Raw genomic sequence first — 23,564 nt, forward strand, 5'->3', positions numbered from 1 at the left:
CGTCACCACGGACGGTCGAGCAGGCCGGCAGCGCCTCGCTGCTGCTCGCCCAGGAGCGCGTCCAGCACGAGGACCGCTCCGGTCAGGGCCGGCGTGGCCCACTGCAGCCACATGAGCTTGTCACGAGCATCCTCGGCGACGCCGGGGTCCTTCGGATGGCCGTCCTCACCGGACGCGTCACCGAGCCGCTCGCCGTACACGTAGGCCGCAGCGGTCGAGGCGAGCGCAGCACCGGTCAGGACGGTCTTCGCGATCGTCGTGGCCGTGGTCGGCGGATGGCTCGCCACGCGGTTGCGGTTGTCCGCCGTGATCGCCAGGCCGCTCAGGAGGTGCAGCGCGATGGCCGCGCCCTGCACCGGCCCCCAGCGCTCCCAACCGGTCCCCGAGACCTCGACGCGCTCACGCTCGGTGTCGGGCTCGCGCGCGGCCGGGTTGAGCCCGACGGCGCCGAACAGCGATCCGCCGAACCAGGCGGCGTTGGTGACGAGGTGCGTTGCGCGGACGGACGTGCTCACGAGACCCATCCAGCGACGGTAGACGCGGCGCCACCGCAACACCTCACCCTGCAGGACGACCCGGACCAACTCGTACCAAGGAGCCAGTCACATGCCTGACCGACCGTCGATCCTCGAGCAGGAGCACGAGGACTTCCGTGCCGTCGCGCGCGCCTTCTTCGACAAGGAGGTCGTGCCGCACCACCCCGCCTGGGAGGAGGCCGGGATCGTCGACCGCGAGGTCTGGCGCAGGGCCGGCGAGCGCGGGCTGCTGTGCTTCGACGTCGAGGAGGAGTACGGCGGACCCGGCATCAGGGACTTCCGCTACAACATGGTGCTCGCCGAGGAGTCGGCCCGCGCCGGGGCCTCGGGCCCTGGCTTCGCCGTGCACACCGACATCATCGTCCCCTACATCTCCTCCCTCGGCACCGAGGAGCAGAAGCGGCGCTGGCTGCCCGGCTGCGTCTCGGGCGACATCGTCACCGCCATCGCGATGACCGAGCCGGGCGCGGGCTCGGACCTGCAGGGCATCCGTACGACCGCCGTCGACGCCGGCGACCACTACGTCCTCAACGGCTCCAAGACCTTCATCTCCAACGGCATCCTGGCCGACCTCGTGATCGTGGTCTGCCGGACCGACCCCGACGCCGGCCACCAGGGCATCTCGCTGCTCGTGGTCGAGCGCGGGATGGAGGGTTTCGAACGTGGCCGCAACCTCGACAAGATGGGGCTGCACGCGCAGGACACGGCCGAGCTGTCGTTCACCGACGTGCACGTCCCGAAGGAGAACCTGCTGGGCGCCGAGGGTTCCGGCTTCATCTCGCTGATGGAGAACCTGCCGCAGGAGCGGATCTCGATCGGCTGCATCGCCGTCGCCGCGATCGAGCACGTCCTCGACCTGTGCCTGGCCTACGCCAGGGAGCGGGAGGCCTTCGGCAAGCCGATCGGGAAGTTCCAGCACAACCGCTTCGTGCTGGCCGAGATGGCGACCGAGGCCCACATCGCTCGGGTCTTCATCAACGACTGCGTCATGAAGCTCAACGCCGGGCAGGTCGACACCGCCCTCGCCTCGATGGCCAAGTGGTGGACCACAGAGCTCCAGAAGCGCGTCGTCGACGCGGGCGTCCAGCTGCACGGCGGCTACGGCTACATGAACGAGTACCCGATCTCGAAGGCCTACGTCGACTCGCGCATCCAGACGATCTACGGCGGCACCACCGAGATCCAGAAGGAGATCATCGGGCGGATGCTCGGGCTGTAGCCGCGCTCCTCGACGGTGGTACTCCCCTTCCCAGGACAACGGGTCCACTGGCCCGGGTCCGCGGACCGACGCACGGTGGAGCCATGACCACCTCCCACTCCTCGTTCCTGGGCGACAAGCCCGTCCACCGCATCGGCTTCGGTGCCATGCAGCTCGCCGGCCCGGGCGTCTTCGGTCCCCCGGCCGACCCCGACGGTGCGCGCGCGGTGCTGCGGCGTGCGATCGAGCTCGGCGTCGACCACATCGACACCGCCCAGTTCTACGGTCCCGACGTCGTCAACGACCTCATCCGAGAGGCCCTGCACCCCTACCCCGAGGAGCTGCGGCTCGTCACCAAGGTCGGCGCGACGCGCGACGACCGGGGCGGCTGGGTGCCCGGCGCCGAGCCCGCCGACCTGACGCACCAGGTCGAGCAGAACCTGCGCTCCCTCGGCGTCGAGCGGATCGACCTGGTCAACCTCCGCCGGTTCGAGCGCGACGACCCGGACCGCCGCGAGCCCGCCCTCGAGGACCAGCTCGGTGCGCTCGCCGCGCTCCGCGACGAGGGGAAGATCGACCTGATCGGCGTCTCCAGCGTCACCGCGGAGACCGTACGACGCGCGCACGACCTGGTCGGGATCGGCGAGGTGCAGAACGCGTTCAGCATCCTCGACCGCCGCGACGAGCCGGTGCTGGACGTCTGTCGCGAGCTCGGCATCGCCTACGTGCCCTACTTCCCGCTCGGCTCCGCCTTCACCGGCGGACCAGCGGCCCTCGCCGCCGACCCGCACGTCGCCTCGGTCGCGGCGAAGCACGGCGCCACCGCCAGCCAGGTGGCGCTGGCCTGGCTCCTCGCCCAGTACGACCGGATGCTCCTCATCCCGGGCACGAAGTCCGTGGCACACCTCGAGGAGAACATGGCCGTGCTCGACGTCGAGCTCGACGACGACGACCTCGCCCGGCTGGAGCGGGTGGAGCCGGCACCGGTCGGCCACTGACCCTCTACCTGCCGGCGGTGAGCTCCTCGTCCAGCTGCTCGCCCAGCTGCTGCAGCCCGATGACCACCGCCAACGCGAGGGCCTCGGCGTCCGGCGAACCCGGCTCGGCGGTGAAGACGACGATCTGCAGCTCGCCGTCGTTGACCGTCAGCTTGTCGCAGTCGAGGGTCAGCCAGCCGACAACAGGGTGGTGCAGCGTCTTGCGCTGGGCACCCCGCGGCTTCGCAGGCGTCGTCTCCCAGAGCTCGGCGAAGCGCGCGCTCTCCCGCAGCAGGTCGTCGACCAGCGAGGCGAGGTCGGGGTCGTCGGGGAGCCGGAGCCGCGCGGCGCGGAGGTCGGCGACCACCTCCCGCTCGACCATCGACCGGGTCTGCGGCTCGAAGCGGCCCATCCCCGGCAGGTCCATGAAGGTGCGCCACGCACGGTTGCGACCGCGCCCGGACTCCCTCGACAGGTCACCGAACAGCGCATCAGCCGCCTGGTTCTGCAGGATCGTCTGCCACGACGCGTCGATCACGCTGACGGGGGTGTCGCCGAGGCGGTCGACGAGGCGCATCACGCTCGGCGGCACGTGACGCTCGATCCGTGACGGCGACGGGGGCAGGTGGCCGGCCAGCCGGAAGAGCACGTCGCGCTCGTCGGTGTCGAGCCGGAGCGCGCGGGCCAGCGACTGGACGACCTGGACCGAGGGGTGGCGTGCCCGGCCCTGCTCCAGACGGACCAGGTAGTCGGCAGAGACGCCGGCGAGCTGGGCGACCTCCTCGCGGCGCAGGCCCGGTGCGCGTCGCCGCGGCTGGCTGGGCAGGCCGACCGCCTCGGGCGTGACCCGGTCGCGCCACAGCCGCAGCTGCTCGCCGAGCCCGTTGAGGTCCATCCCCCGAGTCTCGCACCGGAGGCGTGACGTCGTACGGCGTCAGGGTGGGACTGCGGTTCCCACCCTGCCGCGCGGATCACCTCACCGGGAGGCCGAGACGCTCCAGCGCCTCCCGGAGACGGTGCCGCCCGGCCATCGACTCGGGTCCGGCGAGGCGGGTGAGGACGCGGTCGGTCCACGCGCCGTCGAGGCCGAAGCGCCGGTTGTAGGCGGCGAGCCGTTCGTCGTACGCCGCCAGGTGCGCGTCGGCCAGCTCGGCGTCGTACTGCTCGTGGTGCAGCACCGCCTGCTGGGGAAGCCGCGGCTTGACCCCGGCGCGCTCGGTCGGGTCGGGCCGGCCGACGGCCAGGCCGAATGCGGCGATCGCGTGCGGCGGCAGCCCGAGCTCGGCGGCGACCTCCTCGGGGTTGTTGCGGATGGCCCCGACGTAGCATGAGCCGAGCCCGAGCGACTCGGCCGCGACGACCGCGTTCTGGGCGGCGAGGGCCACGTCGATGAAGCCGATCAGCGCGGTCTCGAGGTAGTCCGCGGCCTCGAGCTTGTGCTCGCGGCTCTCGGCGAGCCGCCGGGCGCGGCCGAGGTCGGCGATCCACACGAGCAGGAGCGGCGCGTCGGCGACGAACTGCTGGCGGGCGGCGAGCGTGGAGAGCCGCCTGCGTCGCTCGGGGTCACGGACCGCCACGACGCTCCACGGCTGCAGGTTGGACGACGTCGGCGCCGACTGCGCAGCAGCCACGAGCGTGCGCAGGTCGTCGTCGGAGACCGCGTCGGGCAGGAAGCGTCGGACGGACCGGTGGGCGAGCTGGAGGCGGACGACGTCGGAGGGGGCGGTGGGCCGCTCGTCGTCGTCGCCGTACCTCTGGTTCCAGCCGAGGTCCTGGATGCGGTCGGTGATCGTCATATCTCGATAATACGTACTTGTTTTGTGTATTTAACGCCTGAGGGATGCAGGTCCTGCATTCACCCCCCGATCGTCCGCATCCCCTCCTAGCCTGTCCCCATGACCGACTTCAGCGAGCAGGACCTCTCGGGGTCGAGCTTCGATCGGGTCGATCTCTCGGGCAGCACGTTCCGCGGCGTCGACTTGAGCGGAGCGGTCATCCGGGAGGTCGACCTCAGCAACAGCAGGATCCGCGCGGCCTACTTCGACGGCGTCCGGATGCACGGTGTCGAGATCCCGGACCTGGAGATCAGCGGCGAGGTGGTCCGCCTCGTCGTCAACGGGATCGACGTGGTGCCCTTCGTCGAGGCCGAGCTCAACCGGAGGATGCCCGAGCGCGCGCTCATGTCGCCGACGGACGTCGCCGGCTTCTGGGAGGCGTTCGGGACCATGGACCGGCTCTGGGGCGAGACCACGGACCTCGCCCGGACCCTGCCGCCCGAGAAGCTCCACGAGCAGGTCGACGGGGAGTGGTCCTACATCGAGACGCTGCGCCACCTCGGCTTCGCGCACGCCTGCTGGATCGGCGGCGTCGTCCTGGCGCAGAAGTCGCCCTGGCACCCGCTCGACCTGCCGTGGGACGAGGCACCCGTCCACGAGGGCGTCCCCTGGGTGCGCCGGATCAAGCCGGACCTCCACGAGGTGATGGACCTGCGCCGCCAACGACGCGCCACCGTGGCCGAGGTGCTCGACGGGATCACCGACAAGGGGCTCGGCCGCCGGGTCACCTCCGCGACGCCGTTCCTCACCGACGCGACCGACCTCACGGTGGCCGACTGCCTGCGTGTGGTGCTCAACGAGGAGTTCCAGCACCGGCTCTACGCCGAGCGCGACCTCAGGGCGCTGGGCGCCGGCTGACCAGGGGCCACGTGCACCCGCGTCCGGACCACTTCCGCGATCCGGCCGCCGGCGCCACACTGGACGCATGACCGACTCGCTGGGCGCTCGCTTCGCGCACGCCATCGCCGCCAAGGACGAGGACGCACTGCGCGCGGTGCTCGCCGACGACGTCGACTTCCGCGGCCTGACACCCGGCCGGACGTGGGAGGGGACGGGTCCCGACGACGTCGTCGAGGTGCTTTTCGGGTCGTGGTTCGAGCCGGAGGACGAGGTCGAGCGGGTCATCGACATCACCGAGCGCGACGACGTCGCCGACACCTCGCACGTCAGCTACCGGCTCGACCTCGTCACGCCCACGGGACCGCGCATCACCGAGCAGCAGGCCTACTACCGCGGCGCCGACACGATCGAGCACCTGCGGATCATGTGCTCGGGCTTCAGGCCCCGCTGAGCCGCTCCGCGAGGGCACGACCCAGGGCGGTGCCCGACACCCAGGCGGTCTCGACCTTCGGGGTCGGCCCCCAGCCGTCGCCGCACACGCCCACGAGCGGGTCACCGTCGACGAGGGCGTACGACGGCTCGCGCTCGCCGGTCGGGCGGGCGAAGGTCCAGCGGTGGACGTGGACCTCGTCCGGCTCGCCGACGCCGACGAGTCGCCGTACGGCTGCGACGAGGGCGGGTGCCGCTCCGGAGGGGTCGTCGAGGTGACGCGCGGCCAGCCCGGGCGTCGAGTGCGCGACGAGCACTGGCGCGTCGTCCGCGCGCCTGCGCCCGTCGTCGGCCATCCAGGCGACGTCCGGGTCGTCGTTCACGAAGGCGCCGTCGAGGTCCCACGACCGCTCGGGCCACCGGGCGGCGAGCGCGATCACGGGCTCCCACTCGCGGTCCAGGAGCGAGGCGACCGGGTGGTCGCCGACCAGTCGCCGGGCCTGCGGGTCGGGCATCGCGAGCACGACGGCTCGGGCGTCGACCGCCGCGAGGCCGGCCACTTCGCCGCGCTCGACGTCGAGCCCCTCGGCGAGGTCCTCGACCAGCGACCGCAGCCCGCGCGGAGCGCCCCACCGGACTGGCCCGGTGGTGGTCCGCGGCTCGTCGCCGAGCACCTCGAACGTGTCGGTCCACCGGTGCGCCAGGCCGCGCGCGGCCCAGTCGTCGACGACCGCCCGGAAGCCGGGGTCGTCGACCGTGAGGTAGGACGCGCCCAGGTCGACCGGCCGTCCCCACAGCCGCTTCGACGCCATCCGCCCACCCGGGACGTGCCCACGGTCGAGGACCCGCACCCCGAGGCCCGCGGCACGGAGCTCGCGTGCGCAGGCCACGCCCGCGAGGCCGGCGCCGACGACCACGACGTCGCTCACAGGAGTGCCTCCGCGGCCCGCTGGCCGCTGACGAGCGCGCCCTGGATCGACCCGGTGTCGCGGTGGTCGCCGCACAGCACGAGGTCACCGACGCGCACCGGCCGTCGGGAGGTGAACGGAGCCGGCTGCACCGGGAGCGCGTGCGGCACCTCGTGGCGCACGACGACCTCCCAGCCGGCCGAGGTCGTGCCGAGCAGCTCGGCCGCGTGACGCCGCATCGAGGCCTCGTCGGTGTCCCGGCCCGGCCCGAGCAGGGCCGAGCCCTGGACCAGGTGCCGGCCCGGAGGGGCGTACGACGGCGCCGCGCGGGAGACGACCGCGGCGTTGACCAGCGGACCGGTCGGCCTCTCGCGGCCGTCGACGTGCACGAGGTCGGTGGCGGGCGCCTCGGCGGCCGACCACCACGTGGTGACGACGCCCTTCGTGGCCGGCGACGGTCCCCCGGTGAGGGCGGCGGAGGCGACAGCATCGGTCGCGACGACGACGTGGTCGGCGCTCCACGTCCCGTCGTCGGTCTGCACGCTCGTCCCGGTGACCCGACGGGCGGCCTGGCCGAGCCGGACCCGGTCCCCGAGCGGGGCCGCCAGCTGACGCGGCAGGGCGGTCATCCCGTCCGCGGGCAACGAGGGCACACCGCGGGCGAACATCCAGGCCAGCAGGAGGGTGTAGCGGTCGGCGGTGCTGCCGTCGTCCTCGAGCACCACGCCCGAGAGGAAGCGGTCGATGACCCGGCGGAGCAGTCCGTCCACGCCGGCCCGGTCGAGCGCCGTGCGGCGGTCCACGTCGGGACGGCTCTCCAGGACCTCCGACAGCGACCGGCCGGGTCGCGGGCGGAGGAGCGGGGCGGCCCACCGGGCGAGCGCGGCGACCTCGGCCGGGCGGCGGCCCGCCACGCGGACCGTGGCGGGCAGCAGGCGCGGGCTGCGGAGCGGATGGGCGAGCACGTCGAGGCCGCGGTCGCCCGGGCCGCTGCGCGCCGCGACCCCGGCCCCGAAGGGCTGGAGCCGCAGCGCGTCGACGTCGACCCAGCGCCGTACGGCCGGGTAGGCGGGGTTGAGCACCTGGAAGCCGCGGTCGGCGAGGAACCCGTCGACGCGGTCGGTGCGGATGCGCCCGCCGACGTCGTCGGAGGCCTCGAGCACCACGACGTCCCGGCCGGCGTCGGCCAGCACCTGCGCGCACCGCAGGCCGGCCAGTCCGGCACCCACGACCACGACCTCGGCTCTCATGCCGCGACCCTAGCCAGCGGGCGGTGGGGTGCGTCAGCCGGCGTTCTTGAGCGCCTTGAGCTCGTCGCGGGCGGCGATGACGTCGGCCTGCTGGCGGACGACGACCTCGCGGAAGCCGACGCTGAGGTCCATCTTTAGCGCGTCCTCGTACTCCTTGACGGCGTGGTCCTCACCGGTCTCGGCGGCACCCAGCACGGCGTCCGGGTCGTCGCCGGTGACGGCGTCCTTCAGCGACAGCCAGCCGCGATGCAGCGCTGCGGTCACGGTGCCGCTCTCGTCGACGTCGTCGCCGTACTCGTGGCCCATCTCGACGATCTCGCGAGCGAAGCCGGCGCGCTGCTCGGAGAACCGCTGCATGGTGGTGGCCCACTCCGGACGGTCGCTGTCGCGCAGCTTGTCGGCGGCGCTGGCGTAGCCCTTCTCGCCGTCCTTGAGGGTCTCGACGAGCTCCTTGGCGGCCTTGGCGTCATCAGACACGGTGTTCTCTCCTTCGTAGGGGACCGTCCACGGTTGCCGACCGATCGGGGCGACGAAACATCCCCGGGGGTGGGGTGCCGCCCGCGCCCACCCTCAGAGAGGGGTGTCCTCGGGCAGCACCCGCAGCACGCTGACCGTGCCCGCCTCGCGGCCCACGACCAGCCTCTCCCCGTCGAGGCGGTCCAGTGCCGCGCGGACGTCGTCGAGCTCGAGCCGGGCGTCCACCGCGATGTCCGCGTCGCGCACGGGCACCGCGTCGTCGGGCCACTCGTCCGAGGGGACCTCGAAGGGGTCGAAGTCGATCTGCGCCGCGGACCAGAGCTGCAGGGCAGCCTCCGCGACGATGTCGTCGACGGTGTCGTCAGTGGTCATGCGCGTGAAGTACCCACCCGCATGGGATTCACTGGCCGCATGGCGACCCGACTGCTCCTGCTGGCCGACACCCACGTGCCGAAGCGGGCGCGCGACCTGCCGGCGGACGTGTGGCGCGCCGTGGCCGAGGCGGACGTCGTGGTGCACGCCGGGGACTGGGTCGACGTACGCCTGCTCGACGAGCTCGAGGCCCGCTCGCGCCGGCTCGTGGCGTGCCACGGCAACAACGACCACGGCGAGCTCCGGGAGCGCCTGCCGGAGGTGGCGCGGGTCGAGATCGAGGGACTGCGGCTCGCCGTCGTGCACGAGACCGGGCCGTCGACCGGTCGCGACGAACGGATGAGCGCGGCGTACGACGACGTGGACGTGCTCGTCTTCGGCCACAGCCACATCCCCTGGGACACCACCACCGCGTCGGGCCTGCGCCTGCTCAACCCCGGGTCGCCGACCGACCGGCGCCGGCAGCCGCACTGCACCTACATGACGGCCGTGGTCGACGCCGGCAAGCTGCGGGACGTCACGCTGCACCGGCTGCCGCCGCGGTCCGCCGGGTAGCGACCGAGCCCCGCGCGACGGGGACCGCGCGGGGCTCGGCCACGTGCCTCACGCGACGCGGAAGCGGCCCATCTCGGCGGTCAGGCTGGACGTCATCGTCACCAGCTCACCGATCGCGGCGAGGGTCTGGTTGACCGCGACCGTCGTCGTGTCGGCGGCTGCTGCGACTCCGGAGATGTTCGTGGCGATCTCACCGGTGCCGGTCGACGCCTCGCCGACGTTGCGGCTCATCTCCTGCGTGGTCGCGGTCTGCTGCTCGACCGCGGCGGCGATCGTGTTCTGGTGGTCGTTGATGGCGGTGACGATGTCACCGATCTCGCGGATCGCGACCACGGCCCCCGACGTGTCGGCCTGGATGGCCTGCACGCGCTGGGCGATGTCGTCCGTGGCGCGGGCGGTCTCCTGCGCGAGCTCCTTGACCTCGTTGGCGACCACGGCGAAGCCCTTGCCGGCCTCCCCCGCGCGTGCCGCCTCGATGGTGGCGTTGAGGGCGAGCAGGTTCGTCTGCTCGGCGATGGACGTGATGGTCTTGACGACGGCACCGATCTCCTGGCTCGAGGTGCCGAGCTGGGCGATCGTCTGGTTCGTGGTGTCGACCATCGTCACGGCCTGCGCGGCGACGCGGGCCGCCTCGTTGGCGGAGTGTGCGATGTCGCGGATCGCCGAGCCCATCTCGTCGGAGCCGGCCGCGACCGTCGCCACGTTGCGCGAGACCTCGGTCGCTGCGTCCGACACCACGCCGGCCTGCACGCTCGTCTCCTCCGCGCCGGCGGCGATCTGGTGGCTGGCGCTGGACAGCTGCTCGGTGGCGACCGCCACGGCGTTCGCGGAGCCGCCGACCGTCTCGACGATGCCCCTGACCGAGGCGATGGACTCGTTCACCGCGACCTGGAGCAGACCGGTGCACCCGGTCGCGGTCTGGGGCAGGTGCTGCGTGAGGTCGCCGCTGGCGAACTGCTGCAGCGCGGCGATCGCCGCCCGCATCGGCCCGACCAGGCTGCGTGTGATCAGCCAGGCCAGCAGGGTGAGGCCGACGAGCCCGATGAGGGCCACGACCAGCACGACCGTCCGCAGGCTGTGCGTGGCCGAGGCGAGGGCCGCTCCCGAGCCGTCGGCGTCTGCCGAGACCTTGTCGATGGAGTCGGAGAGGAGGGCGTCCGTCACGTCGTTGGCTGCCTGCACCTGCTCCACGCCTGCGGCTCCGCCTGCGCCGTCCCCGCGCGCCGACCCCACGATGGTCGCGATCGTGTCGGTGTAGGTGGCGAACGCGTCCGCCACCTCCTCGACGCGCGCCGGGCTGTCCGGCGCGAGGTCCAGGGCGCGCAGGTCCTCGACGAGCGACGCGACAGTCGCGGTGTCCTCGTCGACGTCGGCCTGCAGGGTCGAGGGGTCGTCGGCGAGGAGGGCCTTGAGGGCGGTGACCTTGAGCTCGCTCGCACGCGTGTCGAGGGACTTGTACGCCGACAGCGCCGCGTTGTCGTTGCGCGCGGCGCCGGCGTCGCCCGCGACGTCACCTGCGGTCGTCCAGGCGACGCCGGCGACCGACGCCGTCGCGACCAAGCCGAATGCAGTGATGACAGCGATCCTGCGACCGATCGTCCAGTTGACCTTCATCAGCGGTTCCCCTAGCAGTCCGTGTGTCGCCCGTTCGGCGCGTGAGGTGGTGATCGGCACCGGCGGAACCGTCCTGAGGAGTGCGTCGACACCGCGGCCTCCACCCGCGATGATGTGACCCCCGTCACGCCCCACCCCCGAGGAGAGCACATGGCCACCGAGGTACCCGCCGACGTCGCAGCAGTCCGCGAGGAGTACGAGGCCCGCATCCTCGGCCTGCACATGCCGGCCACCGTGCGCCAGGCAGCCGAGAGGTTCGGCGACCAGCCCGCCTTCTCCGACCGCTTCGACGTGCCGGAGGGCGAGACGTGGTCGACGATCTCGTGGGCCGAGACGTGGGCACAGACCCAGCGGGTCGCAGCCGCGTTGATGGACCTCGGCGTCGAGAAGGGCGACCCGGTCGCGGTCATGGCGTCGAACCGTACGGCGCACACGCTGGCCGACTACGGCGCGATGACGGCAGCAGCGGTCCCGATGTCGATCTACAACACCCTCGCCCAGGACCAGGTCGCCTTCATCGCGGGCGAGTCACGGCCGGTCGTCGTGATCCTCGAGGACCACGACCGCTACCAGCGCTGGGAGAAGGCGCTCGCCGACGTCGACTCGGTCCGGCACGTCGTGATGCTCTCCGATGCCGACCGCGTCGACGACCCGCGGGTGATGACGTGGGACGACCTGCTCGCCCGCGGTGAGGACACCAGCGGCGTCGAGGAGCGGATGGACCGGATCACCCCGGACCTGCCGGCCACCTACCTCTACACCTCGGGCACCACCGGCAACCCCAAGGGCGTCGTGCTGACCCACCACAACGTCATGTTCGAGGCGGTCTCGACGCTCGACAACGCCGGCCTCGAGGGGCCGCAGCGGACCGTTTCCTACCTCCCGCTCGCCCACATCGCCGAGCGGGTGCTGGCGACGTACGCCCCGCCCTTCCTCGGCAGCCACGTGCACGCGATCCCCGACCCCGCCGGGCTCCTCGGCGCGCTCGGCGAGGTGCACCCGACCGCGTTCTTCGGCGTCCCGCGCGTCTGGGAGAAGATCAAGACCGGGATCTCCGCCAAGCTCGCCGAGGACCCCGACCCCGACAACCAGGAGCTCGTCCGCAACGCGATGGCCGCCGGACTCGCGTGGACGGAGGCCCACGAGTACGGCAGGGAGATGACGCCGGAGGTCGAGCAGGCCTACGCGAAGGCGGACGAGGCGATCCTGGGGTTCCTCCGGCTGCTGCTCGGCCTCGACCAGGTCGAGTGGGCGGCCAGCGCTGCCGCGCCGATGCCGCTCGAGGTCGCCAAGTTCATGGGCGGCCTCGGCCTGCGGGTCTACGACGTCTACGGCATGACCGAGACCACCGGGGCCTTCACCTCCAACGGACCCGACCACTTCAAGCTGGGCACCGTCGGCGTGCCCAACCCCGGCATCGAGGTGCGCCTCGACGAGGACGGCGAGATCCTGTGCCGCGGCCCGGTCAACACCCCCGGCTACCACAAGCAGGAGCAGGCAACCCGCGCCCTCATCGACGAGGACGGCTGGATCCACACCGGCGACATCGGCACGGTCGACGAGGACGGCTTCTACTCCATCGTCGACCGCAAGAAGGAGCTGATCATCACCTCGGCCGGCAAGAACATCGCGCCGTCCAACATCGAGAACTACCTCAAGGAGTCGCCGATCGTGGGGCACGCGATGGCGCTCGGCGACGGCCAGTCGTTCGTCGTCGCGATCCTCACCCTCGACGGCGAGATCGCGCCGCTGGTCGCCGCCAAGATGGGCATCGAGTTCACCGACCTCGCCGACCTGTCGACCAAGCCGCAGATCCGGGCGATGGCGCAGGCGGCGGTCGACGCGGCCAACGAGCGGCTCTCCCGGCCTGAGCAGGTCAAGGCGTGGGAGCTGCTGCCGGACGAGTGGACGGCGGAGTCCGAGGAGCTCACCCCGACGCTCAAGCTCAAGCGCCGGGTCGTCAGGACCAAGTACGCCGACGTGGTCGACTCGCTCTACGCGTGATCGACGCGCCTCCGGGCAACCAGGCGCTCGTCCCATGCGTCTCCCGAGCATGACCATCGTCCGCACCGCCGTCCTCGCCGCAGCCACGCTCGCGCTCGGCTCCGCCCTGGCCGCCTCCCCCGCCCCGTCGTCGTACGCCGGCACGGAGACGCCGACGACCCGCGCGGCGGCGCGGACGCTCCTCGACGTCTCCGACCTCGACAAGGGGGCGCCGCCATCCATCGCATGGTCCGAGCGACGCTCCGGACGGACCGTCATCCACGGCACCGACGGCAGCACGACGCCGGTCTCGAACCGCCTCGGCCAGTTCGCGCCGATGGGATCGGGCTACGTCGTGCAGACCCGGGCTGGTCGGCTCACGCGCTGGGTGGGCGCAGACGGTACGCCGGGCAGGGGCGAGTGGCGCACCGGCTACGGCCTCGCCGTCTCGCCGCAGGGCCAGGTGGTCGCGTTCGCCGGCCGCGCCGGCCGGGTGTGGACCATCGACCAGGCAGGCGACCGGGTCTTCCGCTTCAACCGCGTCCCGGTCACGGGCCCCGCCCGCGCGGTCGCGGTCACCGGCGAGAACTGCCAGGAGGGTGAGGGCGACCCGGGCTTCGGCTGCTCGATCGCCGTCAACGGTCCTCGGCGCGCCTTCTACACGTCCTCGCACGGCATCGTCGACACGGTCCCCCACCTGCGCCAAACCACCACCGGCCGCGGGCGCTGGCTCGGCGGCATCACCTCGGTATCTGACTTCGGCACGTGCAGCGCCATGATGCGTGACTGGCGGGTGAGGTGGCGCACCTGCGACAACGTGCTCTCCGACATCTCGACCGACAACCGCCACGTCCTCGGCACCCCGGCGTACGCGGACGGCTTCGGCCCGCAGGTGCTCGACATCCTGTCCACCGCCGACGGCACTGTGGTCCGCACCTTCGCGGCGTCGCGCGACGGCAGCACGGCGACGTACTTCGACGAGGTCTGGGAGGACGCCGCGCACGTGCTCGTCGTGACCTACCAGGACGGCGAGTGGGCCGTCGTGCGGCTCGGCGTGGACGGCTCGATGGAGTACGCCGTCGCGCCGCGCCGCGGGTCGATCGACACGCGGTCGCCGTTCCACCTCCAGACCCGGTGAGGCAGGTGCCCCCTGTCTAGACCTCGGGGGAATCACCGATGCGAGATGTCGGTCCCGGCTGGTCGACTCTACGCATGCATCGTCAGATCGCCGGATCGCTCACCGGCCGCGTCACCAAGTGGGTCGTCCTCGCCGCCGTCCTCGGCATCACCGTCGTCATGGCCGGTTTCTCGGCCAAGCTGGCAGACGTGCAGAACAACGAGGCGTCGTCGTGGCTGCCCGGTTCTGCCGAGTCCACCAAGGTGCTCGACGAGCTCTCCGAGACCGTCGACCCCAACGACATCCCGACGCTGGTCGTCTTCCACCGCGACGGCGGTCTCACCGACGACGACCTCGCGGCGATGGAGCAGGACGGCAAGGAGATCGCCGAGCTCGACGGCGTCACCGACCAGGGCGTCCTGACCCCCGCCGCCGCGGAGGCCGCCGCCGCCCAGGGCGCGCCCGTGCCGACGCTGGTGTCGGAGGACGGGGAGGTCGCCTACCTCTACTTCGTGCTCAACTTCGGCACGGACGGGTGGAACGCCATCCCTGCCGCAGCCGACGAGATCCGCGACATCGCGAAGATCGACGGCGGCGAGGTGCACCTGGCCGGCTACGGCGGCCAGGCTGCCGACTCCGCGGAGGCCTTCGAGGGCATCGACACCAACCTGATCTTCGCCACGCTCGCCGTGGTGATCGTGATCCTGCTCTTCACCTACCGCAGCCCCGTGCTGTGGCTGCTTCCGATCCTGTGCGCGGTCTCGGCCAACTTCATCGCCACCGGGCTCGTCTACCTGCTCGCGAAGTACGCCGGGCTCACGGTCAACGGGCAGAGCCAGGCCATCCTCAGCATCCTGGTCATCGGCGCCGGCACCGACTACGCGCTCCTGCTGGTCGCGCGATACCGCGAGGAGCTGCGCCGCCACGAGGACCGCCACGAGGCGATGGCGTTCGCCCTCCACCGGGCCTCGCCGGCGATCCTGGCCAGCGCCGCGACCGTGGCCATCGGCATGCTGTGCCTGTCGTTCGCCGAGCTGAACTCGACCGCGGGCCTCGGCCCCGTGCTCGCCATCGGCGTGGCCGTGACCGTGCTGGTGATGGTCACCCTCCTGCCCGCACTGCTGGTGATCTGCGGTCGCTGGGTCTTCTGGCCCAAGCGCCCCACCTTCCGCAGCGCCGAGCCCACCTCCAGCGGCCTCTGGGCGCGCGTGGGCCGGGCCATCGCCCCGCGCCCGCGCCGGGTGTGGGTCGTCACGACCGGCCTGCTGCTCCTCGCCTGCCTCGGCCTCTTCCGGCTCGACACCTCGGGCCTGTCGACCGAGGAGACCTACACGAAGGAGTTCGACTCCATCAAGGGCCAGAAGCTGCTCACCGAGCACGACCTGTCCGACAACAGCAACACCATCCAGGTCACCACCGCGACCGACAAGGCCGCCGACGTCGAGGCAGCCCTGTCCGGCGTCGACGGACTCGGCCGGCCGAGCGAGGTCCGCGAGCTGTCCGACGGGCGGTCGTGGTTCGAGGCGACGATCAACGCCGACATCTCCTCCTCCACCGCGGCCGACATCGTCGAGGCCTCCCGCGAGGCGGTGCACGGCGTGTCCGGCGCGGACGCGCTGGTCGGTGGCGGCTCGGCCTTCTACCTCGACACCAAGATCGCGAGCGAGCGTGACAGCAAGGTCATCATGCCGCTGGTGCTGGGCGTCGTGCTGCTGATCCTCATCGGCCTGCTCCGGGCCCTGGTCGCGCCGCTGATCCTGATCGCGACGGTGGTGCTGTCCTTCGGCGCCGCGCTGGGCATCTCCGCGCTGCTCTTCGAGTACGTCTTCGGCTTCGCCGGGTCCGACCCGGGGTTCCCGCTCTTCGCCTTCGTCTTCCTGGTGGCGCTCGGGATCGACTACAACATCTTCCTGATGACCCGGGTGCGCGAGGAGACCGTCACCTACGGCACCCGCAAGGGCTCGCTCATCGGCCTGGCCTCGACCGGCGGCGTGATCACCTCCGCCGGCATCGTGCTCGCGGCGACGTTCCTGGTCCTGGGCTCGCTGCCGCTGGTGTTCCTCGCCGAGCTCGGGGTCGCGGTCGCCCTGGGCGTCATGCTCGACACGATGGTCGTCCGCTCCGTCCTGGTCACCGCGCTCAACCTCGACCTCGGCGGCCGGATCTGGTGGCCGAGCAAGCTCGACTCCGCCGACGAGCCGCTCGCCGAGTCCGAGGCCCGCGCGCCACTGGAGACGGTGCACTAGGTCGACACCCTGTGCGGTGGCGGTGGTGCACCTGGTGCGTCACGGCCACCGCACTACGGGGTGCGCGTCGTCGTACGGCCCACACGTGTCCGGGCGATGGCCGCTGGACGGTCCGATCGGGGGCCACGTCTCGGACACGTGTACGGCGACCGCGCGCCGGCCGGCTCAGCTGGACGGCAGGGTGAGGATCTCGGCGCCGTCGTCGGTGATGGCGATCGTGTGCTCGCTGTGGGCGGTCAGGCAGCCGGTGGCGCTGCGGAGCGTCCAGCCGTCGTCGTCGGTGACCAGCTCGTCGGTGTCGGCCATGATCCACGGCTCGAGGGCGAGGAGCAGGCCGGGACGGAGCTGGTAGCCGCGACCGGGGCGGCCGTCGTTGGAGACGTGCGGGTCCTGGTGCATCGTCGTACCGATGCCGTGGCCGCCGAACTGCATGTTGATCGGGTAGCCGTCCTCGCGCAGCACGGTGCCGATCGCGTGCGACAGGTCGCCGATCCGCGCGCCCGGTCCGGCCGCGGCGATGCCCGCCGCGAGTGCGCGCTGGGTCGTGGCGATCATCTCCTCGCTGCCGGCGGGACGGCTCTCCCCGACCACGAAGCTGATGGCGGAGTCGGCGGCGACCCCGTCGAGGCGGACCGCGAGGTCGAGCGTCAGCAGGTCGCCGTCCTCGAGGCGCTGGTCGCGCGGACGACCGTGGAGGACGGCGTCGTTGACGGCCGTGCAGACGTAGTGGCCGAAGGGTCCGCGGCCGAACGACGGCGCGTAGTCGACGTAGCACGACTCGGCACCGGCGTCGCTGATCATCTCCGCGGTCCAGCGGTCGAGCTCGAGGAGGTTGGTGCCCACGAGGCTGCGGCCACGCAGCGTCGCGAGGATGTCGCCGACGAGGGCGCCCGTACGGCGGGCCCGGTCGACCTGGACGGGAGTGAGGATCTCGATCATGGCTCGCCGATCATCGCAGGCTCATCGCAGCCCGAGCTTCTCGCACCGCTTCTCGGTGTCGCCGCTGCACAGGTCGTCGAGCGTCACCACGCCCTGCCGCACCAGCACGGAGGTGAGGCCGTCGACCGTGACGTCCTGGTGCTCGTAGAGCCAGGACTCGACGCCGTCGACCTCCTCGGCGTCCGGTCCACCCAGCTGGGAGACAGGCTTGTCCGCCAGCAGGGCGACGGCGACATCGGCGGCCTGCTCGCTCATCTCGCGCGTCGGGACGTAGGTCATCGACTTCTCGTCACCGAGCAGCACGTCACGGGCGGCCTCGAGGTCGGTGGCGGACTGGTTCGGCACGTCGCCCTCCGCGAGGCCGACGTACGCCTCGGACCCGGGCAGCAGGTCGCCGAGCGAGACGAGCGGGACCTCCGGCTCGGTCAGGGACGCGAGGTCGTCGGCGTCGACCGGTACGACGACCACCACGTCGGAGCTGCGCGCCTCGGCCTGGCGGACCTGGCTGCGCTGGGTCCCCGCGTCGCCGCCGGCGTCGTACACCGCCACGCGGCACTCGTCGCAGGTCGCCTCGACGCGATCGGTGAACCGGTCGACGTCGACCACGCGCGACGCGGGGCCGGAGGCATCGGCGACGAGGAGGGCGATCGTCGGCTGGTCGCCGTCGCAGGCCGTCAGCAGTGGTGCGACGACCAGGAGGAGGCAGGTCAGGAGTCGGGCGCGGAACATCCCGGGGAGGTTATCTCCTCAGTGGACGGGCGGGCGCCTGCGCTGCGGCGCGGGGCGCGTCGGGTCGTCGTCGGGAGCCTCGACGTGCTCAGGCACCACGATCGGACGCATCCGCGCCCAGGCGATGAAGAAGCCGCCGACCAGGAGCAGGGCGATCCCGGTCCAGAGGTTGGCATTGACCCCGCCGGTCTTCTCGGGCTCGTGCTCGCCGAGCAGCCCGGCCAGGGTGAGGATCACGCCGTAGAGCGCGAGCAGGGCACCGATGATGTTGCGGATGTCGAAGACGCCGGCCTTGTGGGTCGAGCCGGTCTCGCGAGTGGTGTCGGACGTGTCGGACGTGTTGGACGTGTTGGACATGGTGGCTCCTCTCTCTCGAACCGGGTCAGAAGGCGATGTTGAGGACGACGACCATCGCGAGCGCGATGCCGGCCAGTGGCACCGTACGACGCCACCACGGCATCGCCGCTTCGTCGGGATCCGTACGGTCCTCCCGCGGCGTCTCGGAGTAGACCAGGCCGCGCAGCTCGGACGCCGGCTTGGGCTTCGTCACGAGCGAGACGACGACGCTCAGGACGATGTCGACCACGAACGCCGTCGACGCGGCGAGGAAGGCGGCGCCCTGGCCGGGCAGGTCGATCACCCCGGCGGCGGCGAGGCGGTCGACCGCGATGGCCGACAGGGTGCCCGCCACCAGGCCGACCCAGCCGGCCGTGGGGGTCATCCGCTTCCAGAACATGCCGAGGATGAACGTGGCGAAGAGCGGGGCGTTGAAGAACCCGAAGAGCGTCTGGAGGTAGTCCATGACGTTCGTGTAGCCCATCGCGATACGGGCGGTGAAGATCGCGATCACGGTGGCGGCGACCGTCGCGAGTCGGCCGATGCGCAGGTAGTAGTCGTCGCTGTGGTCCCTGCGGATGTAGCGCTGCCACAGGTCGTAGGAGAAGACGGTGTTGAAGGCCGAGATGTTGGCGGCCATGCCGGCCATGAACGCCGCCAGCAGACCCGCGATCGCCAGACCGAGCAGCCCGTTGGGCAGCACGTCGCGCATCAGCAGCAGCAGCAGCGCGTCGTTGTAGGCGACCCCGTCACCCGATGCCCCACCCGCTGGCGTCCCGCCGTTCTTGAGGTCGACCATCTCCTGGACCAGCACCGCGGAGATCATGCCGGGCACGATGACGATGAACGGGATGAACATCTTGGGGAAGGCACCGATGATCGGCGTCTTGCGGGCCGCCGAGATGGAGTCGGAGGCCATCGCCCGCTGGACCTCGACGAAGTTGGTCGTCCAGTAGCCGAAGGACAGCACGAAGCCGAGGCCGAACACGATCCCGATGACCGAGAGCAGCGAGGAGTCGAAGCCGGAGAGCGCCTGGCCGGGCCAGGACTCGAGCTGCTGGGCGGCGGGCGCGACCTCGGCGCTGGCCGGTGCCTTGTCGGCGGCCGCGGTGATCTTCTCCGTGAGCCCGTCCCACCCACCGACGCGGTGGAGCCCGATGAGCGTGAGCGGCAGCAGCGATGCCACGATCACGAAGAACTGCAGCACCTCGTTGTAGATCGCAGCGCTGAGCCCGCCGAGCGTGATGTAGGACAGCACGATCGCGCCGGCGACGACGAGCGCGATCCAGATCGGCCAGCCGAGCAGGGCGTGCACGATGCCGGCGAGCAGCGCGAGGTTCACCCCCGCGATGAGAAGCTGGGCGACCGCGAAGCTGATCGCGTTGACCAGGTGCGCGCCGGTGCCGAACCGCCTGTACATGAACTCCGGGACCGAGCGGACCTTCGAGCCGTAGTAGAAGGGCATCATCACGACGCCGAGGAAGAGCATCGCCGGCACGGCGCCGACCCAGAAGTAGTGGACAGTCGGCAGGCCGATCTCGGCACCGTTGGCGGACATGCCCATGATCTCGACGGCACCGAGGTTGGCGGAGATGAACGCCAGGCCGGTGACCCAGGCGGGCAGCGAGCGGCCCGACAGGAAGAAGTCGATCGAGTCCGACACCGAGCGGCGTGCCATCACGCCGATCCCGAGGACGAACGCGAAGTAGATCGCGACCAGGAGGTAGTCCAGCCACGAAGCGTTGATCAGGGTGTCGGAGCTCATGTGTCCTCCCGAGTATCCAGTTGGGCCACCCAGCAACCTAGACCCGCGCGACGCGCGATGCGACCACCCCTTCGGTGGGTGAGGGCAGGGGGTGGCACAGACCACGCTTCCGAGAGGCCCCTCCGAGTGCCATGCTCGGGACGGAGAGGCACCGCCATGGACTACCGCGACTCGCACCGCGCCCTGCAGGACGCCTTCGACACGCGCCGGCTCGCCGACCGCCTCGCCGGCGTCGCCGGGGACGACCTGGCGTCGTACCGGGAGTTCATCGAGGCGCGCGACATGTTCTTCATCGCCACCGCCGACGCCCACGGCCAGCCGCAGTGCTCCTACAAGGGGGGCGACCCCGGCTTCGTCCGGGTGGTCGACGACCACACGCTCGCGTTCCCGGTGTACGACGGCAACGGGATGTTCCTGACGATCGGCAACGTGACCGAGAACCGGCTCGTCGGGCTGCTGTTCATCGACTTCACCAACGGTTCTCGGCTGCGGGTCAACGGAGAGGCATCTGTCGACCCCACCGACCCGCTCGTCGGCGAGCTACCCGGAGCGAAGCTCGTCGTCCGCGTCCGCGCCCACGCGGTCTTCCCCAACTGCCGGCGGTACGTCCACACGCACGGACCGACGCAGCGCTCGGTCTTCGTGCCGGTCGACGGCGAGCAGCCCCCGGTGCCCGACTGGAAGCGGGACGAGTGATTCGCAGGAACCCTCCCGGACGGAGACCCCGCCCTCGACGCGAGCAACCCGAGCGCGCCCTCGATCCCGCAATTCTGACCTGCCGCGGCCTGTCGTCACTCCTCGACGACGACCTCGACCTCGAAGCCCTCGGAGCTCTCGACGTAGAGCGCGACGTGCTCGTTGCCGCCCGCGTGCGGATAGCGGTCGGCGTACATCTCGTGCCAGCCGTGCTCGGTCGACTCGGCCCGCACCCTGTCCAGCTCGTCGCGGGTCCCGACGGTGAGAGCGAGGTGGTTGATGCCGGCTCGCAGCCGGTGTGGCCTCCGCGCTGGTCGGGCGAGTGCTCCATGAAGAGGTACGTGCCGTCGGGGTGCAGCCACGACAGCATCCCCTCCTCCCGCTGCCAGCCGCACGCCGCCAGGAGCCACCCCCACTCGGCCTCCGCCGTCGCCACGTCCTCGACCCACAGGTCCAGGTGGTGCAGGGCGCGCGCCATGTGGTCAACCTACGCCGACCCGCGACGTGTGACGACGAGGTCGCCCCGACAGCCGGATCGCCACACGTCCCGACCTGGCCGGAGTCGGTTGCAGGACGTCATACGGTCTGCACCAGCGGTTGCCCCGCCCGTATGACGTCCCTGACGGCCAGCCGTTGTCCACGCCGACGCCGAGCACAGCCGCCGTCTGACATGGTGAGGGTGTGCCACCCCGCCCCGTCTCGACCCGGCTGACCGTCTCGCTCGTCGTGTTCGGACTGGTGCTCGCTGCGGCCCCGGCCCTCTACGCGAGCTTCGCGATCTGTGGAGTCTCGGGCTGCACGGGTGGAGGCTTCGGCAGGTCGACCGACCCCGGCGGGACCCTCGTCGCGCTGGCCGTCACCGGCGTCGTCGCGGCCGCGCCCCTGGCGATCTACGCCATCGTCCGGCGCAGCGGCGCGCTCGGGGTCGGCACACTCGCCCTCGCGGTGCTCACGACCCTCGTGACGGGTGCCGTCATCGGCTCCGACCTCCGCGGCTGTCCGCGCAACGTCCCGCACGAGACCTGCCTGGACGAGTCGCGGTGACGACCCCGGCGTCGGCACGCGCCACGACAACGCCGTGAGAAGAAGTCGGGAGATCTACGACCGGATGTTCCGCGCCGCCGGCCTGCTGTGACCGCTGAGCGTCACTCCCACTCGATGGTCCCCGGGGGCTTCGAGGTGATGTCGAGGGTGACCCGGTTGACCTCGGCCACCTCGTTGGTGATGCGGGTGGAGATCCGCTCCATCACCTCGTAGGGAAGGCGGGCCCAGTCGGCGGTCATCGCGTCCTCGGAGGTGACCGGGCGGATCACGACGGGGTGGCCGTAGGTACGGCCGTCACCCTGTACGCCGACGGAGCGGACGTCGGCGAGCAGCACGACCGGCATCTGCCAGATGTCGCGGTCGAGCCCGGCACGGGTCAGCTCCTGGCGGGCGATCGCGTCGGCGCGGCGCAGGATGTCGAGCCGGTCGGCGGTCACCTCGCCGATGATCCGGATGCCGAGGCCCGGTCCGGGGAACGGCTGGCGCCACACGATGTCGGCCGGCAGGCCGAGCTGCTCGCCGACCAGCCGGACCTCGTCCTTGAACAACGTGCGCAGCGGCTCGACCAGCTCGAACTCGAGGTCCTCGGGGAGGCCGCCGACGTTGTGGTGCGACTTGATGTTGGAGGTGCCGGCGCCGCCGCCCGACTCGACCACGTCGGGGTAGAGCGTGCCCTGCACGAGGAAGCCGACCTTCTCGCCGGCGTCCGCCGCCTCGCCGAGCACCTGCACCTCGGCGGCCTCGAAGGCGCGGATGAACTCGCGCCCGATGACCTTGCGCTTCTCCTCGGGGTCGGTCACCCCGGCGAGCGCGGACAGGAACGTCTCGCGGGCGTCGTACACGTGCAGGTTGACGCCGGTCGCGGCGACGAAGTCACGCTCGACCTGCTCGGCCTCGCCCTCGCGGAGCAGGCCGTGGTCGACGAAGACGCAGTGCAGCCGGTCGCCGATCGCCCGCTGCACGATGGCCGCGGCGACCGCGGAGTCGACGCCGCCGGACAGGCCGCAGATCGCGAGCCCGCTGTCGCCGATCTGCTCGCGGACCCGCTCGATCTGCTCCTCGGCGATGTTGAGCATGGTCCAGGTCTGCCGCGCGCCGGCGATGTGGTGCAGGAAGTGCTCGAGCACCTTCTGGCCGTGCTCGCTGTGCAGCACCTCGGGGTGCCACTGGACGCCGGCCAGGCCACGGCCGACGTCCTCGAAGGCGGCGACGGGGGTGTCCTCGGTCGACGCCAGGACCGTGAAGCCCTCGGGAGCGCGGGCGACCGAGTCGCCGTGAGACATCCACACCTTGTGCTCGGCCGGGATCCCCTCGAGGAGGGTGCCCGCCTCGGTGACGGTGACGGGGGTGCGGCCGTACTCCCGCGCGCCGGTGTGGGCCACCTCGCCGCCGAGGCCCTTGGCCATCAGCTGGAAGCCGTAGCACATGCCGAACACGGGTACGCCGGCCGTGAACACGTGGTCGTCGATGCCGGGCGCCCCGTCGGCGTACACGCTCGACGGGCCACCGGACAGGATGATCGCCTTCGGCTTGCGCGCGAGCATCTCCGCGACCGGCATGGTGTGCGGCACGATCTCGGAGTAGACGCGCGCCTCGCGGACGCGGCGGGCGATGAGCTGGGCGTACTGCGCCCCGAAGTCGACGACGAGGACCAGGTCGTGCTCTGCAGGCTGCGTCACGCCGCGGAGTCTATCGGTGCTGACAGGCCCGAAATCGCC

At 71.7% G+C, this 23,564-nt stretch carries 24 protein-coding genes; 10 read left to right on the forward strand and 14 right to left on the reverse strand.

Going from position 1 to position 23,564, the window contains the following annotated elements:
• Positions 1 to 2 precede the first annotated feature (2 nt).
• Positions 3 to 524 (reverse strand): hypothetical protein, encoded by a 522-nt coding sequence (locus L2K70_RS14540; protein WP_236402900.1) that lies wholly within the window; start codon positions 522 to 524, stop codon positions 3 to 5.
• Positions 525 to 606: 82 nt separating this feature from the next.
• On the opposite strand from L2K70_RS14540, the gene L2K70_RS14545 reads away from it, so the two are divergent.
• On the forward strand, positions 607 to 1,755 hold the full coding sequence (locus L2K70_RS14545; protein ID WP_236402901.1) for an acyl-CoA dehydrogenase family protein: 1,149 nt from the start codon (positions 607 to 609) through the stop codon (positions 1,753 to 1,755).
• An 83-nt stretch (positions 1,756 to 1,838) separates the two neighbouring features.
• Positions 1,839 to 2,732 carry an aldo/keto reductase gene (locus tag L2K70_RS14550; RefSeq protein ID WP_236402902.1) on the forward strand — a complete coding sequence of 298 codons (894 nt, stop codon included), beginning with the start codon at positions 1,839 to 1,841 and terminating at the stop codon, positions 2,730 to 2,732.
• Positions 2,733 to 2,736: 4 nt separating this feature from the next.
• Here the strand turns inward: L2K70_RS14550 and L2K70_RS14555 are convergent, their stop codons facing one another.
• A complete protein-coding gene (locus L2K70_RS14555) occupies positions 2,737 to 3,606 on the reverse strand; it encodes a helix-turn-helix transcriptional regulator (protein WP_236402903.1) in 870 nt (289 codons plus the stop codon).
• Between the two features lie 76 nt (positions 3,607 to 3,682).
• Positions 3,683 to 4,507, reverse strand: a complete 825-nt coding sequence (locus tag L2K70_RS14560; protein WP_236402904.1) for an NADPH-dependent oxidoreductase — start codon at positions 4,505 to 4,507, stop codon at positions 3,683 to 3,685.
• Between the two features lie 99 nt (positions 4,508 to 4,606).
• On the opposite strand from L2K70_RS14560, the gene L2K70_RS14565 reads away from it, so the two are divergent.
• Together L2K70_RS14565 and L2K70_RS14570 are read left to right on the forward strand one after the other, a co-directional pair.
• Positions 4,607 to 5,404 carry a DinB family protein gene (locus L2K70_RS14565; protein WP_236402905.1) on the forward strand — a complete coding sequence of 266 codons (798 nt, stop codon included), beginning with the start codon at positions 4,607 to 4,609 and terminating at the stop codon, positions 5,402 to 5,404.
• A 67-nt stretch (positions 5,405 to 5,471) separates the two neighbouring features.
• Positions 5,472 to 5,837, forward strand: a complete 366-nt coding sequence (locus L2K70_RS14570) for a nuclear transport factor 2 family protein (RefSeq protein ID WP_236402906.1) — start codon at positions 5,472 to 5,474, stop codon at positions 5,835 to 5,837.
• Here the strand turns inward: L2K70_RS14570 and L2K70_RS14575 are convergent.
• From L2K70_RS14575 to L2K70_RS14590, 4 genes are all read right to left on the reverse strand, one after another.
• Complete coding sequence (locus tag L2K70_RS14575) at positions 5,824 to 6,744, reverse strand: NAD(P)/FAD-dependent oxidoreductase (RefSeq protein ID WP_236402907.1); 921 nt, start codon at positions 6,742 to 6,744, stop codon at positions 5,824 to 5,826. The two genes, L2K70_RS14570 and L2K70_RS14575, sit on opposite strands and share 14 nt — an antisense overlap.
• Complete coding sequence (locus tag L2K70_RS14580) at positions 6,741 to 7,973, reverse strand: NAD(P)/FAD-dependent oxidoreductase (protein ID WP_236402908.1); 1,233 nt, start codon at positions 7,971 to 7,973, stop codon at positions 6,741 to 6,743. Before L2K70_RS14580 ends, L2K70_RS14575 begins: the two co-directional genes overlap by 4 nt.
• A gap of 33 nt (positions 7,974 to 8,006) precedes the next feature.
• Positions 8,007 to 8,450 carry a ferritin-like domain-containing protein gene (locus tag L2K70_RS14585; RefSeq protein WP_236402909.1) on the reverse strand — a complete coding sequence of 148 codons (444 nt, stop codon included), beginning with the start codon at positions 8,448 to 8,450 and terminating at the stop codon, positions 8,007 to 8,009.
• Between the two features lie 93 nt (positions 8,451 to 8,543).
• Positions 8,544 to 8,822 carry a hypothetical protein gene (locus tag L2K70_RS14590; RefSeq protein ID WP_236402910.1) on the reverse strand — a complete coding sequence of 93 codons (279 nt, stop codon included), beginning with the start codon at positions 8,820 to 8,822 and terminating at the stop codon, positions 8,544 to 8,546.
• Positions 8,823 to 8,861: 39 nt separating this feature from the next.
• Here L2K70_RS14590 and L2K70_RS14595 point away from each other — a divergent pair, with 39 nt between their 5' ends.
• Positions 8,862 to 9,377 carry a metallophosphoesterase family protein gene (locus tag L2K70_RS14595; RefSeq protein ID WP_236402911.1) on the forward strand — a complete coding sequence of 172 codons (516 nt, stop codon included), beginning with the start codon at positions 8,862 to 8,864 and terminating at the stop codon, positions 9,375 to 9,377.
• A 48-nt stretch (positions 9,378 to 9,425) separates the two neighbouring features.
• On the opposite strand, the gene L2K70_RS14600 is transcribed toward L2K70_RS14595, so the two are convergent.
• Positions 9,426 to 10,991 (reverse strand): methyl-accepting chemotaxis protein, encoded by a 1,566-nt coding sequence (locus L2K70_RS14600; RefSeq protein WP_236402912.1) that lies wholly within the window; start codon positions 10,989 to 10,991, stop codon positions 9,426 to 9,428.
• Between the two features lie 150 nt (positions 10,992 to 11,141).
• Between L2K70_RS14600 and L2K70_RS14605 the strand changes: the two genes are divergently transcribed.
• The 3 genes from L2K70_RS14605 (at position 11,142) to L2K70_RS14615 (ending at position 16,337) form a co-directional block, all read left to right on the forward strand.
• Positions 11,142 to 12,995, forward strand: a complete 1,854-nt coding sequence (locus tag L2K70_RS14605) for an AMP-dependent synthetase/ligase (RefSeq protein ID WP_236402913.1) — start codon at positions 11,142 to 11,144, stop codon at positions 12,993 to 12,995.
• Between the two features lie 34 nt (positions 12,996 to 13,029).
• Positions 13,030 to 14,112, forward strand: a complete 1,083-nt coding sequence (locus L2K70_RS14610) for a hypothetical protein (protein WP_236402914.1) — start codon at positions 13,030 to 13,032, stop codon at positions 14,110 to 14,112.
• Between the two features lie 74 nt (positions 14,113 to 14,186).
• Positions 14,187 to 16,337, forward strand: a complete 2,151-nt coding sequence (locus L2K70_RS14615) for an MMPL family transporter (protein ID WP_236402915.1) — start codon at positions 14,187 to 14,189, stop codon at positions 16,335 to 16,337.
• Positions 16,338 to 16,502: 165 nt separating this feature from the next.
• Here the strand turns inward: L2K70_RS14615 and map are convergent, their stop codons facing one another.
• Genes map through L2K70_RS14635 form a run of 4 tightly spaced genes read right to left on the reverse strand, consistent with a single transcriptional unit; the run spans position 16,503 to position 20,106 of the window.
• Positions 16,503 to 17,276 carry a type I methionyl aminopeptidase gene (gene map, locus L2K70_RS14620; protein ID WP_236402916.1) on the reverse strand — a complete coding sequence of 258 codons (774 nt, stop codon included), beginning with the start codon at positions 17,274 to 17,276 and terminating at the stop codon, positions 16,503 to 16,505.
• Between the two features lie 21 nt (positions 17,277 to 17,297).
• Positions 17,298 to 18,005 carry a hypothetical protein gene (locus L2K70_RS14625; protein ID WP_236402917.1) on the reverse strand — a complete coding sequence of 236 codons (708 nt, stop codon included), beginning with the start codon at positions 18,003 to 18,005 and terminating at the stop codon, positions 17,298 to 17,300.
• An 18-nt stretch (positions 18,006 to 18,023) separates the two neighbouring features.
• Positions 18,024 to 18,362: a hypothetical protein gene (locus L2K70_RS14630; RefSeq protein ID WP_236402918.1), complete on the reverse strand. Its 339-nt coding sequence runs from the start codon at positions 18,360 to 18,362 to the stop codon at positions 18,024 to 18,026.
• Between the two features lie 25 nt (positions 18,363 to 18,387).
• Complete coding sequence (locus L2K70_RS14635) at positions 18,388 to 20,106, reverse strand: sodium:solute symporter family protein (protein WP_236402919.1); 1,719 nt, start codon at positions 20,104 to 20,106, stop codon at positions 18,388 to 18,390.
• 156 nt (positions 20,107 to 20,262) lie between these two features.
• Between L2K70_RS14635 and L2K70_RS14640 the strand changes: the two genes are divergently transcribed.
• Positions 20,263 to 20,802, forward strand: coding sequence for a pyridoxamine 5'-phosphate oxidase family protein (locus L2K70_RS14640; RefSeq protein WP_236402920.1), 540 nt, complete (start codon positions 20,263 to 20,265; stop codon positions 20,800 to 20,802).
• Between the two features lie 95 nt (positions 20,803 to 20,897).
• On the opposite strand, the gene L2K70_RS14645 is transcribed toward L2K70_RS14640, so the two are convergent.
• On the reverse strand, positions 20,898 to 21,164 hold the full coding sequence (locus L2K70_RS14645) for a VOC family protein (RefSeq protein ID WP_236402921.1): 267 nt from the start codon (positions 21,162 to 21,164) through the stop codon (positions 20,898 to 20,900).
• Positions 21,165 to 21,483: 319 nt separating this feature from the next.
• Here L2K70_RS14645 and L2K70_RS14650 point away from each other — a divergent pair, with 319 nt between their 5' ends.
• Complete coding sequence (locus L2K70_RS14650) at positions 21,484 to 21,846, forward strand: hypothetical protein (RefSeq protein WP_236402922.1); 363 nt, start codon at positions 21,484 to 21,486, stop codon at positions 21,844 to 21,846.
• A 101-nt stretch (positions 21,847 to 21,947) separates the two neighbouring features.
• On the opposite strand, the gene guaA is transcribed toward L2K70_RS14650, so the two are convergent.
• Positions 21,948 to 23,525 carry a glutamine-hydrolyzing GMP synthase gene (gene guaA / locus L2K70_RS14655; RefSeq protein WP_236402923.1) on the reverse strand — a complete coding sequence of 526 codons (1,578 nt, stop codon included), beginning with the start codon at positions 23,523 to 23,525 and terminating at the stop codon, positions 21,948 to 21,950.
• Positions 23,526 to 23,564: the final 39 nt, after the last annotated feature.

It is taken from the genome of Nocardioides potassii (genome assembly GCF_021648885.1).
In the GTDB taxonomy this organism is placed as follows: Bacteria; Actinomycetota; Actinomycetes; order Propionibacteriales; family Nocardioidaceae; genus Nocardioides; species Nocardioides potassii.

Coding starts and splice junctions, on each gene's coding strand:
- L2K70_RS14615 (WP_236402915.1), top strand. CDS start 14,187: ATGCATCGTCAGATCGCCGGATCGCTCACCGGCCGCGTCACCAAGTGG.
- L2K70_RS14605 (WP_236402913.1), top strand. CDS start 11,142: ATGGCCACCGAGGTACCCGCCGACGTCGCAGCAGTCCGCGAGGAGTAC.
- L2K70_RS14550 (WP_236402902.1), top strand. CDS start 1,839: ATGACCACCTCCCACTCCTCGTTCCTGGGCGACAAGCCCGTCCACCGC.
- L2K70_RS14580 (WP_236402908.1), bottom strand. CDS start 7,973: ATGAGAGCCGAGGTCGTGGTCGTGGGTGCCGGACTGGCCGGCCTGCGG.
- L2K70_RS14625 (WP_236402917.1), bottom strand. CDS start 18,005: ATGTTCCGCGCCCGACTCCTGACCTGCCTCCTCCTGGTCGTCGCACCA.
- L2K70_RS14545 (WP_236402901.1), top strand. CDS start 607: ATGCCTGACCGACCGTCGATCCTCGAGCAGGAGCACGAGGACTTCCGT.
- L2K70_RS14570 (WP_236402906.1), top strand. CDS start 5,472: ATGACCGACTCGCTGGGCGCTCGCTTCGCGCACGCCATCGCCGCCAAG.
- L2K70_RS14595 (WP_236402911.1), top strand. CDS start 8,862: ATGGCGACCCGACTGCTCCTGCTGGCCGACACCCACGTGCCGAAGCGG.
- L2K70_RS14565 (WP_236402905.1), top strand. CDS start 4,607: ATGACCGACTTCAGCGAGCAGGACCTCTCGGGGTCGAGCTTCGATCGG.
- L2K70_RS14610 (WP_236402914.1), top strand. CDS start 13,030: ATGCGTCTCCCGAGCATGACCATCGTCCGCACCGCCGTCCTCGCCGCA.
- L2K70_RS14600 (WP_236402912.1), bottom strand. CDS start 10,991: ATGAAGGTCAACTGGACGATCGGTCGCAGGATCGCTGTCATCACTGCA.
- L2K70_RS14555 (WP_236402903.1), bottom strand. CDS start 3,606: ATGGACCTCAACGGGCTCGGCGAGCAGCTGCGGCTGTGGCGCGACCGG.
- L2K70_RS14590 (WP_236402910.1), bottom strand. CDS start 8,822: ATGACCACTGACGACACCGTCGACGACATCGTCGCGGAGGCTGCCCTG.
- map (WP_236402916.1), bottom strand. CDS start 17,276: ATGATCGAGATCCTCACTCCCGTCCAGGTCGACCGGGCCCGCCGTACG.
- L2K70_RS14635 (WP_236402919.1), bottom strand. CDS start 20,106: ATGAGCTCCGACACCCTGATCAACGCTTCGTGGCTGGACTACCTCCTG.
- L2K70_RS14540 (WP_236402900.1), bottom strand. CDS start 524: ATGGGTCTCGTGAGCACGTCCGTCCGCGCAACGCACCTCGTCACCAAC.
- L2K70_RS14630 (WP_236402918.1), bottom strand. CDS start 18,362: ATGTCCAACACGTCCAACACGTCCGACACGTCCGACACCACTCGCGAG.
- L2K70_RS14640 (WP_236402920.1), top strand. CDS start 20,263: ATGGACTACCGCGACTCGCACCGCGCCCTGCAGGACGCCTTCGACACG.
- L2K70_RS14560 (WP_236402904.1), bottom strand. CDS start 4,507: ATGACGATCACCGACCGCATCCAGGACCTCGGCTGGAACCAGAGGTAC.